Here is a 14,627-nt window from a genome sequence, read left to right on the forward strand (position 1 = left end):
TAATATATTTTTGGCATGTAAAGAGAGCTGGGGCAGGTGAAAGCCAGTCATGCTGGGATATATGAAGATGGCTCCGGAGCATAGTGATTGAAAATAAGTAAGTCACTGCGGGTGCAACCGTTATATTGCAGGGTGATGATAGTCACCTAGTGAGGTTTATGTTGTGAGACATAGACAAAATAGGGTGGTAACGCGATACCTCGCCCCTATATGAAAATATAGGGTGCGGGGTTTTTTGATTGTCTTCATGTCATGAAACAAAAGATATTTTAAAGATAAAAAATTCTTAACATACAAAGAGAAAGGGGTTATAAATATGGAAAATAAGAGATATTACATCACAACTCCAATATATTATCCAAGTGATAAGCTTCATATTGGAAATACTTATACAACAGTGGCTGCAGATGCGATGGCAAGATTTAAAAGATTAACAGGATATGAAGTAATGTTTTTAACGGGAACAGATGAACATGGTCAAAAAATTGAAAGAATAGCAAATTCAAAGGGTGTAACCCCAAAACAATATGTTGATAAAATAGTTGATGGCATAAAAGAATTGTGGAAAATAATGAATATATCCTATGATAAATTTATTAGAACAACTGACGACTATCATGAAAATGCTGTTCAGTTAATATTTAAAAAACTATATGATAAAGGAGATATCTATAAGGGACACTATGAAGGCTGGTATTGTACACCATGTGAATCTTTTTTTACAGAGACACAGCTTGTTGATGGAAAATGTCCTGATTGTGGAAGACCAGTAGAGCTTACAAAGGAAGAAGCATATTTCTTTAGATTATCTAAATATCAGGATAAATTATTAAAGTACATAGAAGAACATCCTGAATTTATTCAGCCTGAGAGCAGGAAAAATGAAATGATAAATAATTTCTTAAAGCCTGGATTGGAAGATTTATGTGTTTCCAGAACAAGTTTTAAATGGGGAATACCAGTATCCTTTGATACAAAACACGTGGTTTATGTTTGGGTAGATGCACTTTCAAACTATATTACTGCACTTGGATATGGAAGTGAAGATGTAGAATTATATAATAAATTCTGGCCAGCAGATGTTCATCTTGTAGGTAAGGACATAATAAGATTCCATACAATTATCTGGCCCATTATGCTGATGGCCCTTGAAATACCATTACCAAAGCAGGTATTTGGACATGGATGGCTTTTAGTTGATGGCGGAAAAATGTCAAAGTCAAAGGGTAATGTAGTTGATCCAGTTGTACTGGTTCAGCATTTTGGAGTAGATGCAGTAAGATATTATCTTTTAAGGGAAATTCCATTTGGTTCAGATGGATTATACAACAACGAAATGTTTATAAAAAGGATAAACTCAGATTTAGCAAATGATTTAGGCAACCTTGTTTCCAGAACCTTGACTATGATTGAGAAATACTTTGATGGAGAAATAAAGAAGGGATTTTTACAGGGAGAATATGATGAATCATTGTCAAAACTTGCCCTTGAAGTCCCAGTAAGAGTAGAAGAGCTTATGAATAAGCTTAGAATAAGCGATGCAATGGATGAGATTTGGAAACTCATTGCAAGGGCAAATAAATATATAGATGAGACAATGCCTTGGGTACTTGCTAAGGATGAAAGGGAAAAAGAAAGACTTGCATCAGTGCTTTACAATCTTTCAGAGACAATAAGATTTATTTCAATATTGATTTCAAGTGCAATGCCTGGAACATCAAATAAAATAAATGAACAGTTTGGATTTAAAGGGGAACTTTTAACCTGGGAAAGCTTAAGTAATTTTGGAGCTATAGCTGATGGAACAAAGGTAAAAAGAGGAGAGTTGTTATTCCCTAGAATAGATGTAGAAAAGAAACTTGAAGAATTTGACAGAATAAGGGAAGAAATCATAAAGAAATCAGCTGAAAAGGAAAAGAAGCCAATGCTTCCATTAAAAGAAGAAATAACAATAGATGATTTTTCTAAGATAGATTTAAGGGTAGTAAAGGTTGTAGAATGTGAAAAAATAAAGGGTGCAGATAAACTGTTAAAGTTAAAGGTGGATTTAGATGGTGAAATCAGGCAGGTTGTTTCAGGTATAGCAAAATATTACAAACCAGAGGAGTTAATTGGAAAATATGTAATACTTGTGGCTAATTTAAAACCTGTTAAACTAAGGGGAGAAGATTCATACGGAATGATTTTAGCTGCCTCAACTGATGATGATAGCAAATTATTTGTGGCAACAATTGATGGAGAACTAGAGACAGGCAGCATAGTCAGATAGCATATAATTTGTGCAAATGGTATAAAATACTGTTTGCACAAATTACTTTTAAAGAAAATATAAACTGAGGTGATGAGATTGATATTTGACTCACATGCACATTATGATGATGAAGCCTTTAAAAATGATTTAGAAGAAGTAATAGATAAGATAAAAAGAGCAGGTGTAAACAGGGTTTTAAACTGTGGAGCTGATTTGAAAAGCTGTATAACAACAACTGAATTAACTCATAAATATGATTTTATATATGGTGCTGTTGGAATACACCCACATTCGGCAGATGAGGTGTTTAACAATATTAATAAGATTGGAGATATGCTTCAGAATGAAAAAATTCAGGCGGTTGGAGAAATTGGTTTAGATTATTATTATGATACCCATGATAGAAATCTGCAAATAAAGGCTTTTAAAGAACAAATGGATTTAGCAAAGCAGCTTGATTTTCCTGTTGTAATACATGACAGGGATGCTCATGAGGATACACTAAAGGTTATTAAGGAATTTAAAGGGGTAAAGGGAGTACTTCATTGTTATTCTGGAAGCTTAGAATTTGCAAAGGAGATATTAAAGGAAGACTATTATCTTGGATTTACAGGGGTTGTCACATTTAAAAATGCCAAAAAAGCCATTGAGGTAGTTCAGCATATCCCATTAGATAAAATCCTGATTGAAACAGATTGTCCATATATGGCACCTGTACCACATAGAGGTGAAAGAAATGACTCTTCATACCTTTTGCATGTTGCAGATAAAATTGCACAAATAAAAGGAATTGGCTATGATGAGGTATGTAAAGCCACTTATGAAAATGCATCAACTTTATTTAGATTATAAAGCAAAGATGAGATATTTTAAGATATCTTAATAAAAGTTGATATAAATTAATTAAATATGGTATAATCCACAATGTTTGGAATCAAGAAATTCAATTCACATTAATATACTATATTGTTAGATAAAAAAATAACCTCCATATGCTGGTAAATGAATAAATGCACTTATAAATGATAATACTATCTTAGTATAACAATATAAAATATATGCCTATTATGGCATTACTATGAAATATTTTAACCAGCAAATTTAAGATTAGGGAAATTTGACATATAATGTCGTATAATGTATAATACACAAGTCGTCCCTAGTCCTAAAAGGAGGTAACATTATGATTGATTTGAAAAATATGACATCAAGGTTGAGACAGTATTTTTCAAACAATCCAGGGTTAGTGATAATTGCCGTTGCAGCAGCAACTATAATTCTTGCTGCTACCACGACTATGGAAAAGAGAATTTCTATAAGTGTTGATGGTAATACAATCAATATGGCAACCTATAAGTCAACGGTAAAGGAGGTCTTGTCTTCAGCAAATATAAAGGTTGGAAGTAAGGACAAGATACTACCTGGATTAGACAGCAGGGTGAAGAGCGGAATGGAAGTGTTCATCAGGAGGGCAGTACCAGTTACAGTCCGGGTTGATGGAAAAGAACTTAAAATATATACAGCAGAAGACACAGTAAAGAATATGTTAAATCAAGAAGGAATAGTCTTGAATGAAAAAGACAGAGTAAGTGAAGGATTAAAAGAACCTATTACTGAAAACATGAAGATAGTTGTTGTTAGAGTGGAGGAAAAGACAATAACTTCCACTGAGAAAATTGCTTACAAGATATTTAAAAAGTCTGATAGCAGACTGGAAAAGGGGACTACGAAGATACTTCAGGACGGACAGGATGGAGAAAAACTTGTGACAATGAAAGTGGTATATGAGGATGGTAAAGAAGTATCTAAAATTAAGATTGGTGAGGCAATAAAAAAATCGCCAATAAATAAAATAGTGGCTGTAGGGACAATTTCCTGGTTTACTCCAGCGAGAGGAGGAAGGGTACCATATACAAGGAAGCTGACAATGAAGGCTACTTCCTATACTGCAAATTACAAATGTACAGGTAAAAGGCCTGGTGATAAGGGTTTTGCAAGAACAGCAACAGGTGCAATAGCCAAAAGGAATCCTAGTGGGTGGAGTACAGTTGCTGTTGATCCTAGAGTGATACCTTTAGGAACAAAACTTTATGTTGTAGGATATGGATTTGCAATAGCTCAGGATACAGGAGGAGCGGTAAAGGGAAATATAATTGACCTTTACTTTGAGCACATGAAATGGGAAAGGGATTGTGGTCTACCCGTAAAACAACAGTCTATGTTTTAAAGTAAAAATAATAAGGTGGTATCAGCCACCTTATTATTTTATATGTGTTATAATAAATGAGATTAAAATATAGAGGTGGTTATTTGTGATAAAGGAAGTTATAGTTGTTGAAGGAAAGGATGATATTGCTGCGGTTAAAAGAGCTGTTGATGCAGATCTCATAGCAACATCTGGCTTTGGTATAAACGACAGAATTATAGAAAGAATAAAAAGTGCAGCCCAAAGAAGGGGAATAATTATATTTACAGACCCAGACTACGCAGGTGAAAAAATCAGGCGAACAATACAGGAAAAAGTTCCTGGCTGTAAACATGCATTTCTGCCAAGGGAGAAGGCAATTAAAGATGGAGATATAGGAATAGAAAACGCCTCTCCAGAAAGCATTAGGGAGGCATTAGCAAAGGTAAAAACAGAAATTGAAGGAGATAGAAAAGAATTTACAATGGATGATTTGATTAAATTTGGATTGACAGGTTCAAATATGGCTTCTTCAAGAAGAGATGAAGTTGGTAAGGAACTTGGGATAGGGTATGGGAACGCAAAGCAATTTTTAAACAGGTTAAACAGATATGGAATAACACGGGAAGAATTTACAAAAGCTATTGAAAAAATAGATGAGGTGAAGATATGAGTTTAAGTTCAAAGACAAAGGAAATAGTAAAGCATTTTGAGTTTAAATTTAGTAAAAATTTTGGACAAAACTTTCTTATAGATCAAAATGTCCTAGACAATATAATTAACGCAGCACAATTAAGTAAAGACACTTGTGCCATTGAAATTGGACCTGGCATAGGAACATTAACACAGGAAATGGCAAAAAGAAGTAGGAAAGTTGTAACAATAGAAATAGATGACACTTTAATACCAGTGCTTAATGAAACCTTATCTGATTTTGATAACATAAAAATCCTCCATGAAGATGCAATGAAGATAGATTTTAACAAACTTATCATGGATGAAGGTCTTGAATCACCAAACTTAGTAGCCAATTTACCATATTATATTACAACGCCGATTATAACAAAAATTTTAACGGAAAATACTGGAATAAATAGGATTGTCATAATGATACAAAAAGAGGTCGCAGACAGAATTGTTGCTAAACCTGATACAAAGGAATATGGAGCATTATCACTTTTATGTCAGTATTATTCTGATGTAAGTAAGATATGTAAAGTACCGCCATCCTCATTTATACCTCAGCCTAAGGTAGAATCAGCAGTGATAAAGATGGACATCAGAAAAGAACCATCTGTTAAAGTAGCAGATGAAAAGTTGTTTTTTAGAATAATAAGGGATTCCTTTAACATGAGAAGAAAGACCTTATGGAACACATTAAAGCAATTAGGGATAGAAGAGGAAAAACTTAAAGAAGCCCTTGAGGAGGCAGGAATAGATCCAAAACGTAGAGGAGAGACGTTATCAATTGAGGAATTTGGAAAGTTATCTGATTGTATAAAAAACAGGATGTAATTTAATTTTTTGGTCACATTTTGAAATACCCCTCATATATTATAATGATGAATTATTTTGGGAGGTAAGAAGGTGACTACTAAGAAAAGTTATAATAGGTATTTTATTATATTTCAAGAAGAAGACAAAGGATTTGGAATTGCAATTGATAAACAACCAACTGGTTATACCAAGATTGAAACACGTAATGGAAAGTGCAAAATAACTGTTTATGTACAGAACCTTATCAAAGAAAAGGGGCCATATAACTGCATTCTCCTTGATGCAACAAAAACACCTGCAGTTTTAGCAAAGCTTGGCGAAATTAAAATAGATGATACAGGAAGAGGGGAAACCTGGTGGGAGTATCCTGAGGATAATATAGCTGACACCAATACAGCCTTTGACAGATTTAATGTAGCAGCTGTTGTTGTTGGGGAAGATACCGTTATTTCACCTCTTTCAGGATATGTTGGTAAGGAAAGATTGATATGGAAGGATAAACTGCCTCAAAAGACCAGAGCTTATGAAACAGATGAACATGAAGATAACATAATAGATGAAGAGATATTGGATGAAGAGGGATTAAAATTTAAAGAATATGAGAAAAGCATAAGGGATAAAGCCATAGAAAATATGGATATGGATTACTTCATGCCTGAAGGTGTACAAAGTGATGTAGTTCGTAGTGAGGATGATGATACAGAAGAGAAAATGGAATATAACGACAATTATCAGGAGGAAATATATGCAGGAAATTTTGAAGATGTGGAAAATAGAAAGGAAAAAAGATTTGCAGATATATTCCATAAATTACTAAAGAACTTCCAAGAGGAAAATCAAGTTATTATGGGAATGAAGAATGTAAGATGGTGGAAAATTCCTTATAATGTTGATATTCCAATGGTTGAAAATAAATATTACCCATATCACTGTGCAATACATCATTTAAAAATGACATATCCTTATATTAACTATATCAAATATTTTAAAAAACACGGACACTACTATTTTGGTTTAAAGTATGACGACAGGGGAGAAATAAAATATATCATATATGGAATAGAAGGCAGGAACATGCCAATGGAGCATCCATATATGGGAATGACAGGTTTTGTAAAGTGGATGCCAGCCAACAACAAGTCAAATGGTATGTGGCTGATGTATTACAATCCATATACTGGTTGTATAATGATACCCAAAAAAAGATAAATTTTAAAAAGTTAGATTAAAATCTATGTTTTAATCTAACTTTAATTATATATATCTACAATTAATAAAAGCTATAAGATATAATAATATTATCAATATATCTTCCATATATTATATGGGAGGTATAAATATGAAAAAAATACATTTTTTATATACAATATTGATAATAATGATTTTAATTACAGCTTCTAAAATGTGGAGAGGAATTTTTGATGCATATACATCAATAAATAGAGAAAATACTTTCCAGACAACTTATAAGCAATATAGGATTTTAAATGGTGCATATGAATTTTCACTTCCTTCAGACTGGAATCTTATGGAGCAAAATTTTGGAGGAGGGGAAATAGAGTATCATGGAGATTTTTTTTCAAAGGATAACAAAACAAAAGGCATTGTTGAAGTTTGGAATATAAATATGCCATTAATAAATTTTTTAAAAAATTCTCAGCTTAGTTCAACTGGGGTAGTTGAGTTTAAGTTTTATAAAATATTACCATACAAAATAGGAAATAATGATGGCTACCTGGTGGAATATTCAAGAAAGGGCACAGATGATAAATATTACAGGGCATTGGAGTACTTTATTCCATCTAAAAATAACAGATTTTTCAGGATGAGTTTTTATATTCCTGAGAATTCTTATAATGAAACACTTAAGCAGTACCTAGAAAATATAGTTTTAAGAACTAAAGTAATTAAATAAATGGGGGAAAAAATAATGGACAAAAGATTAAAAAGAAAGCATTTAGTTAAGGGTATTAAGTTTAGTTTCTATTCTTCCCTTGGGGCATTGATTCTCATATCAATAATAGCTTTAGTATACTCACTGATAAAATCAACTCCAATTGTGAGAAATATTTATATTTCCCTTTATTATTTTGGAGGATTTGCACTAATGACGGCAGTACCTTTTCTGTATAAAAGAAATGAGGATTCAAAAATAAGAAAGATTAGGAGATTAAGCCCATTATATGGTTTTTATGATATGTTTGAAAATCCTTATACAGATAAAGCCATGATGGAAAGTTTTGAAGAGTTTAAAGGTGATGGCTTTACAATGGGGATGTTGATAATACTTTTTTGTGTTTTAGTGATGTTATATGGATTCATAATAGAAAATATTTATTTTATACTGTTAAAGTAGATAAATATTAAATATTTTTAACATTTATCTACTTTATGTAATACAAATTAGGATTAATAAAGATTTTTGATAATAAAACAGTGAAAACAGGAGATAAAATTAACCAAGGTAAAAAATGGTCATTTATCCATATCACAAAACATTTGCATTTTTGTGCTAATTAGTGTTATTATAATATATAACAAAGGAAAATTTAAAGCTCCTGCCTCTCATTTTGAAAAAGTACAGCTTATGCTGTACTTTTTCACTTTATATTGTAAAATATATTGGGAGGCGTTTTTATGTTGATATATGATTTGAAAGACGGACAAAAAATATGCATCAGGAGAGCACAGGAAAGTGACTCAAAGGAGCTTGTTTCAATGTCAATTAAAATGGGTGGAGAATCTGATAATTTAACCTTTGGAATAGATGATTATTATCTGACAGATGATCAGCACAAAATATTAATATCCAATATAAAGCAAAGGGATAATTGCTTATATATAGTTGCAGTTTTGAATAATAAAATTGTTGGAAGTCTGAGCTTTTTAGCCTTTCAAAGAAGAAGAATGATGCATAGGGGAGATTTAGGAATAGCAGTATTAAAAGATTACTGGTCTTTAGGAATAGGTACAGCATTGATGGATTATTTTTTTAAATGGGCATATAGCAATGGAACAATAAAAAAAATAGATCTTCAGGTCAGGGAAGATAATATAACCGCTATAAATCTTTACAATAAATTTGGTTTTAAAATCGAAGGAAAAATTTCAAGGGGAATGAATGTTGATAATAAGTATTATGATATATATTACATGGGAAAAAATATTTGAGAGTAGGTGATTTAGTGAAAAAATTATATATTCTGCCTTTATTGATTGTTTTAATGTTATTTTCATCATGTACTACCAGCAGAGTTAATCAGGATATGATCAATAGGGGACTTGACAAGGCAAATATAGAAAGAATAACCATAACAAATAACAGATATGCCGGAAGATATACAATTGTGGGTGAAAAGAATATAAATAGGCTCAGAAAAAACGTTATAAGAGCTTTAAGGGTAAGTGTTGATAATAAACTTGAGCCTGATTTTGTCATAGACTTCTATGATAATACAAAGAGGCTGTCGACCTTTAAATATATTGCTGGGATTGATGATAAAAAAACCGCAAACCTCATTGACGAAAACGGAAATTTATATCATATAAATCCTTCTATAGAAAACGAATTTATTAAAAGAATGATGAAAAAAAGTGATCATTTACATGTGCCGGAATACTATATATCCCTTATTGAAATACTGATTGACAAGATAAAACCTGAGGATAATTCAACCATTGTAATAGATATCAGCAAGGATTTTTCAATAACCAGATCCATAACCTCAGTAGAACAAAAGAGAATACTAGATGATATTGATAAAAACAATCTTAACTTAAGAATGCCTAAAGAGGTGGAAAAATGGGATTATTCTATAAAAATAATAACTAACACCTATAATGATAAAAAATGTGAAACTGTTGTCACTGTAACTGATAAAAATCAATCGGTGGTAAAATATAAATTTGAGGGTAGCTTTGAAAGAGGCAAATGGTCTTATCATATTAAATTTAAATAATATCTTGAAAAGGGATTTCATATATATAAATGTGAAATCCCTTTTTGAGGTGGATTATGAAAAAATTAAAGGTTACTTTTGTCTTATTTATTTTTATTTTTGCTACATTATCAATTTTATATTTAATTTTTCAGGCAGAAAAGATAGAAAGGACTACAATAGCACCTTTGACTGACAGAATAGGTTTTATTATATATTCTACAAACAAAAATATAGAGGATAAGGATAAAATAGTTAAACTGTTGAAATATGCAAATGCTACATTACAGGAAGCTGGATATGAAGGGGTTATGATAAATAATGGAAAACCCTGCAGCCCAGATGAGGCTAGAAAGAATATAGAGAAAAAAATAAAGGGAGGGTTGAAATATATCCTGCTGGATGTTAATATGTCAAATTTGGTAGTTAATAAAGATACTGTATTGTTAAGAGTTGATAAAAATAATGGGCAAAAATATATAGATAATATAGATTTTGTAGAAACAATAAAAAATAGTTTGGAGGGTAAAGGTTTTAAAGTAAATGTAATAGAGGATTATAAATTTAATAATAACCAGGATTTAGGATACAGAGCATTAAAAATCGATATTTCCAGCAATAATACCTTAGATGAAGGTAAGGAAGCTATTTCCAAAATTATTGAAGTGATTATTAAATAAAACATAAAAAAGAACTTCTGAATATTTGTATACAAATATTCAGAAGTTCTTTTTAAATACACTTTTAACCAGAGAAAATATACCAGGTTTTTGATAGCTTATATACCATTGAATTACCAAATCTCGTAAAACATTATCTCTGCCTTTGTATAGTTTAACTATATTATTTTCCCATAGAGGCTCTGGATTAACTTCAGTTAATTTATCCTTATATTGCTTTAAATCATTCTTATATGCAAAGTCCAATGAATTTTTAAATTTAAGCACAATATTTTCACTAAATTCAGGTTTAGAGCTAAGTAAAAGCTCTATATCTTCTTTGGTGAACTTCTGACTCATAATTTCAAGACCTTCTGCTATTTTTCCTAAAAAGAATTTCTCACAGCTGTTTATTTTTGCCATAATACCACCTAACAAGATCTCTAAGTTTTAAAATCTCATATTATAATATCAGATTTTAAAAAGATTTACCATTCTAAAGTTATAGAAAATGGGATTAAAAATCTTTTTATGGGTAACAATATAACTACCATGATGTGAAGAGGTGATTTGTTGATGAAAGCAAAAGTTGATCAAGATGTATGTATAGGGTGCGGACTTTGTCCATCTATCGCACCAGAGGTTTTCGAAATGAGGGATGATGGAAAGGCACATGTAATTGGAGATTCGGTCCCTGCAGGTTCAGAGGATGCGGCAAGGGAATCAGTTACAAGTTGCCCAGTAGATGCAATATCAGTAGAATGAGCGGTTTAACCGCTCTTTTTTTATTTTCTTTATGAAACATAACAACTGGAAAATAAGGAATAAAAAATATAACTAGTCCATATATTTAGTTAATAGGAAATGATATAAACTAATTTATAATTTTATAAAATTTAAAGTATTTTATATTATTTTCAAATATATATATATAAGGGAATTTTATACCTTGGAATAATATACTTATAATGAAAAATTTTTATAAAGAAGCATTAATAAATATTAAAAATAATTACGTTATTTACATTTTATTAAGTTTTGTGTTAAAATATGTATTACAAAAGTAAATAACAAAATTTGATAATTTAACTAAAAACAATCAATATATGAAATAATAAATTTTAGTACATTAAAGTGGTCATAAAACCATGTAAACCCTAGTAAAACAGTAGTATGTTTAGATTTTTTTAGAAAAATAAGCTAAATAAAGTCAAAAAAAAAATATTCAAAAAATTCCAGGTATAAAAACTCTTGCAAATATACTAAAACTGTTATATTATGTTTACTAGGGATTAATTATCCTATATTTCCATAATTAACTTGCAGATGATTTTTCATCTTATATATCAATTTTGTTTATTTTGAGAGGAGGAGAAACACAATGGCAAACGGCACAAAAAAGATGAGCATGTTCTTAGCAGCTTTATTCACTGCTTTCACATGCATGAGCTACATGCCAGCTAATGCAGCTACAAAGACAACAAAGACAGTTGTTAGTGCTGCTACAGTTAACTACAACGCAGCTGTAAAGGCAGTTGTAGATTACGAAAAAGCTATAAAAGGCTACAAATTAACATCAAAAACTAATCTTGACTTCTGTCAAGCTAAGTACAAGGTTGCTATGGCAGCTCTTGGAAAACTTAACACAAAGGCAGCTTCAACAAAGACTCTTGTAAACAGAGTAATGGCTGCAAAGAAGGTTTGGGATGCAGCATACGCTAATTATTTAGCAGTAGAAGCAAAGAATAAGGAAATAGCTGAAGCTAAGGCAAAGGCAGAAAAGGAAACTCAACAAGCTAAAGCTTTAGTTGAAGCTTATGACAGTGTAAGTGCTTATGAAAAGGCACCTATAACTTCTTTAGAAGAAATTACTAAGGCTGAAGCTTTAAAGCAACCAGCAGTTGATGCAATTGCTAAGGTTGAAGATGAAGCAAAGGTTAAGGACTTAACAGCTAGAGTTGAAAAGAGAGCATCAGAAATAACTGCTAAGAAAGCAGAGTTAGATAAGTTTAGAGTAGTATCAGTTAAGTCAGAAAATGCTCTTGAGGCTATAGTTACATTCAGTAAAGAAGTTGACAAGACTTCAGCAGAAACTCTTGCTAACTATTCAATAGCTGGAAAAACAATAGATTCAGTTAAACTTTTAGAAGATAAAAAATCAGTTAGAATAACTGTAAATACTGCTACAGTTCTTGGTGGAACAATGGCATATACTGTTAAACCAATAGCTTTAGCGGCAGACACAACAGCTAAGACACCACTGTTTACAGCTGTTGAAACTTACAAAGATTCTGTTGCACCACAGATAGTTAAGGTTGAGTATCCAGTACCAACTACTGCAAAGGTTACTTTCTCAGAACCAATAAGTTCATTAGGTCAAGTTTATGGATTAACTGCAGGAACTATTAGTACAGATAAGAAAACTGTAGAATTCAGCTTAGCAGGATTAAAGGAAAATGAAACTAAGGTAGTTACAATAGTTGGAGCTACAGATTTCGCAGGAAATCTTATTAATCCAAACCCAGCTACTGTATCTTTAACATTAACTATCAGTGATAAGACAGCTCCAACAGTAGCAGAAGTAACTGCATTGTCAGAAAATAGAGTTCAAGTTAAGTTCAGCGAAGAATTAAAATCAGCTCCAGTAGTAACTGTTGGAACTAAGGCAGTTACATTCGAAGCAAGTGAAGATAATGTAACATTTGTTGGAACATTTGATGCTACAGGAAGACCAGATTCATACCTTGAAGTAGTGACTGTTGCTGCAGATTTCCAAGATTTAAGTGGAAACAAAGGTCTACAATATACTAAGTTAGTACAATTTGTAAAAGATACAACAAAGCCAGTATACGCTTCAGCAGAAGTTAAGACATTTAATGGAAAACAATACCTTGTTGTTTCATTCAATGAGGCAGTTGCACCAACAGCGACAACAAGAGTGTTTAAAGGTACAAAAGTTGCTGATTACATTACTTATGCATTTACTGCAGGCTCAGCAGTTGATGTAAAGGCTTATACTAAGGCAAATGGATTTGATGCTGATAACAGCAAGGCTATAGTTATAGATATATCAGATGATACAGTATTCGCACCTGGAACATATACTATAGTATTACCAAGTAGTGCTGTTGCTGATAAGGCAAATAATTTAATGGCAAATGATGCTAACATCTCATTTGTAAAGAATAAGACAGTTGCAGTTGAAACAGATGCTCCAAAGGTATCAAATATAGTATTTGCAGCAGATAATTCATATGCTACAGTAACATTTGATAGAGATATGGATTATGCAACTGCATTAAATGTAAATAACTACAAAGTTGGTGGAGTATGCATATTCTCAAATGCAATATTTGACGGAAGTGCTAAAGTTGTTAAATTAACTGTTATTCCTGGTACTGTAGTTCTAACTGGTGACAGATATGTAACTATATCAGGAGTTAAGAGCAAAGCTGGAAACGTGATGACTGATTACTCAGTGGTTAAGAATGTTATTGAAAACGTTAAGGCTTCAATAGCTTCAGCTAAGTTAACAAGTGCTACAACGATAGCTGTTAAGTTTAGCGAAGAAGTTACTATTGATACGGCTGATACAAGTGCATTTGAAATCTATGTAAATGGTGTTAAAGTTGATACAACTAAGTATACTAACGCAGTTGGTAGATTCGATACATTTGTTATAACTCTTGATTCATCAGTTGCTATAACAGATCTTTCAAAGACTATCCAAGTTAAGTTAGTTAAGACAGTTGTAGACAACAATGGAAACAAGACTACTGGTTCAGATTTCGTAACAGTTACTCCATAGTGAGAATATAGATAGAGACAACGCAAATGTTGTCTCTATTTTTTAGTACAAACAATATTTTAAGAAAGAGGATATAAAATTTGAATTTTATATCCTCTTTCTTTTATTTTGAAAATTAATTTAAAGTGTTAAAAATTTTGTCGAAACTTCAAGTACAAATTTCTATAAGCAGAAATTTAAAAGTATTTGCGATTTAAAGTATCTGTTATTTTTTTCTAAATTATAGTATAAATACAATATAAGAATATATATTATGTTAATGGAGGTGAAATCTGGATATTAACATTAT

At 31.5% G+C, this 14,627-nt stretch carries 13 protein-coding genes, 1 pseudogene and 1 other annotated feature (1 of these 15 cut by a window edge); of the genes and pseudogenes, 13 read left to right on the forward strand and 1 reads right to left on the reverse strand.

Going from position 1 to position 14,627, the window contains the following annotated elements:
• Positions 1-211, forward strand: a binding site (T-box leader); it begins 22 nt to the left of the window's first position.
• A 90-nt stretch (positions 212-301) separates the two neighbouring features.
• The 11 genes and pseudogenes from metG to Q428_RS00165 all read left to right on the forward strand — a co-directional run.
• A pseudogene (gene metG, locus Q428_RS00115) lies at positions 302-2,269 on the forward strand (methionine--tRNA ligase); the annotation flags it as partial.
• 78 nt (positions 2,270-2,347) lie between these two features.
• Entirely contained in the window at positions 2,348-3,103 is a 756-nt protein-coding gene (locus Q428_RS00120) for a TatD family hydrolase (RefSeq protein ID WP_051514761.1), read from the forward strand.
• A gap of 331 nt (positions 3,104-3,434) precedes the next feature.
• Positions 3,435-4,478, forward strand: coding sequence for a ubiquitin-like domain-containing protein (locus Q428_RS16195; protein ID WP_051514764.1), 1,044 nt, complete (start codon positions 3,435-3,437; stop codon positions 4,476-4,478).
• An 85-nt stretch (positions 4,479-4,563) separates the two neighbouring features.
• Entirely contained in the window at positions 4,564-5,109 is a 546-nt protein-coding gene (gene rnmV, locus Q428_RS00130; protein WP_035377052.1) for a ribonuclease M5, read from the forward strand.
• On the forward strand, positions 5,106-5,951 hold the full coding sequence (gene rsmA, locus Q428_RS00135) for a 16S rRNA (adenine(1518)-N(6)/adenine(1519)-N(6))-dimethyltransferase RsmA (RefSeq protein ID WP_035377054.1): 846 nt from the start codon (positions 5,106-5,108) through the stop codon (positions 5,949-5,951). The genes rnmV and rsmA overlap by 4 nt, the downstream gene beginning before the upstream one ends.
• Before the next feature lie 72 nt (positions 5,952-6,023).
• Positions 6,024-7,142 carry a hypothetical protein gene (locus Q428_RS00140; RefSeq protein WP_035377057.1) on the forward strand — a complete coding sequence of 373 codons (1,119 nt, stop codon included), beginning with the start codon at positions 6,024-6,026 and terminating at the stop codon, positions 7,140-7,142.
• A 130-nt stretch (positions 7,143-7,272) separates the two neighbouring features.
• Complete coding sequence (locus Q428_RS14305) at positions 7,273-7,848, forward strand: hypothetical protein (protein WP_051514766.1); 576 nt, start codon at positions 7,273-7,275, stop codon at positions 7,846-7,848.
• Between the two features lie 15 nt (positions 7,849-7,863).
• Complete coding sequence (locus Q428_RS00150; RefSeq protein ID WP_035377059.1) at positions 7,864-8,289, forward strand: hypothetical protein; 426 nt, start codon at positions 7,864-7,866, stop codon at positions 8,287-8,289.
• Between the two features lie 281 nt (positions 8,290-8,570).
• Entirely contained in the window at positions 8,571-9,104 is a 534-nt protein-coding gene (locus Q428_RS00155; protein ID WP_035377061.1) for a GNAT family N-acetyltransferase, read from the forward strand.
• A gap of 14 nt (positions 9,105-9,118) precedes the next feature.
• Positions 9,119-9,892, forward strand: a complete 774-nt coding sequence (locus Q428_RS00160; RefSeq protein ID WP_152539046.1) for a hypothetical protein — start codon at positions 9,119-9,121, stop codon at positions 9,890-9,892.
• 56 nt (positions 9,893-9,948) lie between these two features.
• Positions 9,949-10,551, forward strand: a complete 603-nt coding sequence (locus Q428_RS00165) for a hypothetical protein (protein ID WP_035377066.1) — start codon at positions 9,949-9,951, stop codon at positions 10,549-10,551.
• Between the two features lie 39 nt (positions 10,552-10,590).
• Here Q428_RS00165 and Q428_RS00170 read toward each other — a convergent pair whose 3' ends face one another.
• Complete coding sequence (locus tag Q428_RS00170) at positions 10,591-10,953, reverse strand: hypothetical protein (RefSeq protein ID WP_035377068.1); 363 nt, start codon at positions 10,951-10,953, stop codon at positions 10,591-10,593.
• Positions 10,954-11,106: 153 nt separating this feature from the next.
• Here Q428_RS00170 and Q428_RS00175 point away from each other — a divergent pair, with 153 nt between their 5' ends.
• Both Q428_RS00175 and Q428_RS00180 read left to right on the forward strand, forming a co-directional pair.
• The gene (locus Q428_RS00175; RefSeq protein ID WP_035377070.1) at positions 11,107-11,295 is read left to right on the forward strand and encodes a ferredoxin; all 189 of its coding nucleotides are present in this window, start codon (positions 11,107-11,109) and stop codon (positions 11,293-11,295) included.
• Between the two features lie 616 nt (positions 11,296-11,911).
• Complete coding sequence (locus tag Q428_RS00180) at positions 11,912-14,338, forward strand: hypothetical protein (protein WP_035377072.1); 2,427 nt, start codon at positions 11,912-11,914, stop codon at positions 14,336-14,338.
• The last annotated feature ends 289 nt before the right edge of the window (positions 14,339-14,627 follow it).

The sequence above is a fragment of the Fervidicella metallireducens AeB genome (genome assembly GCF_000601455.1).
GTDB classification, from domain to species: Bacteria; Bacillota; Clostridia; order Clostridiales; family Caloramatoraceae; genus Fervidicella; species Fervidicella metallireducens.

What these genes read in the sequence shown, in the direction of transcription:
- Q428_RS16195 (WP_051514764.1), top strand. Translation starts at nt 3,435, where the DNA reads ATGATTGATTTGAAAAATATGACATCAAGGTTGAGACAGTATTTTTCA.
- rsmA (WP_035377054.1), top strand. Translation starts at nt 5,106, where the DNA reads ATGAGTTTAAGTTCAAAGACAAAGGAAATAGTAAAGCATTTTGAGTTT.
- Q428_RS14305 (WP_051514766.1), top strand. Translation starts at nt 7,273, where the DNA reads ATGAAAAAAATACATTTTTTATATACAATATTGATAATAATGATTTTA.
- Q428_RS00150 (WP_035377059.1), top strand. Translation starts at nt 7,864, where the DNA reads ATGGACAAAAGATTAAAAAGAAAGCATTTAGTTAAGGGTATTAAGTTT.
- Q428_RS00155 (WP_035377061.1), top strand. Translation starts at nt 8,571, where the DNA reads ATGTTGATATATGATTTGAAAGACGGACAAAAAATATGCATCAGGAGA.
- Q428_RS00165 (WP_035377066.1), top strand. Translation starts at nt 9,949, where the DNA reads ATGAAAAAATTAAAGGTTACTTTTGTCTTATTTATTTTTATTTTTGCT.
- Q428_RS00170 (WP_035377068.1), bottom strand. Translation starts at nt 10,953, where the DNA reads ATGGCAAAAATAAACAGCTGTGAGAAATTCTTTTTAGGAAAAATAGCA.
- Q428_RS00175 (WP_035377070.1), top strand. Translation starts at nt 11,107, where the DNA reads ATGAAAGCAAAAGTTGATCAAGATGTATGTATAGGGTGCGGACTTTGT.
- Q428_RS00180 (WP_035377072.1), top strand. Translation starts at nt 11,912, where the DNA reads ATGGCAAACGGCACAAAAAAGATGAGCATGTTCTTAGCAGCTTTATTC.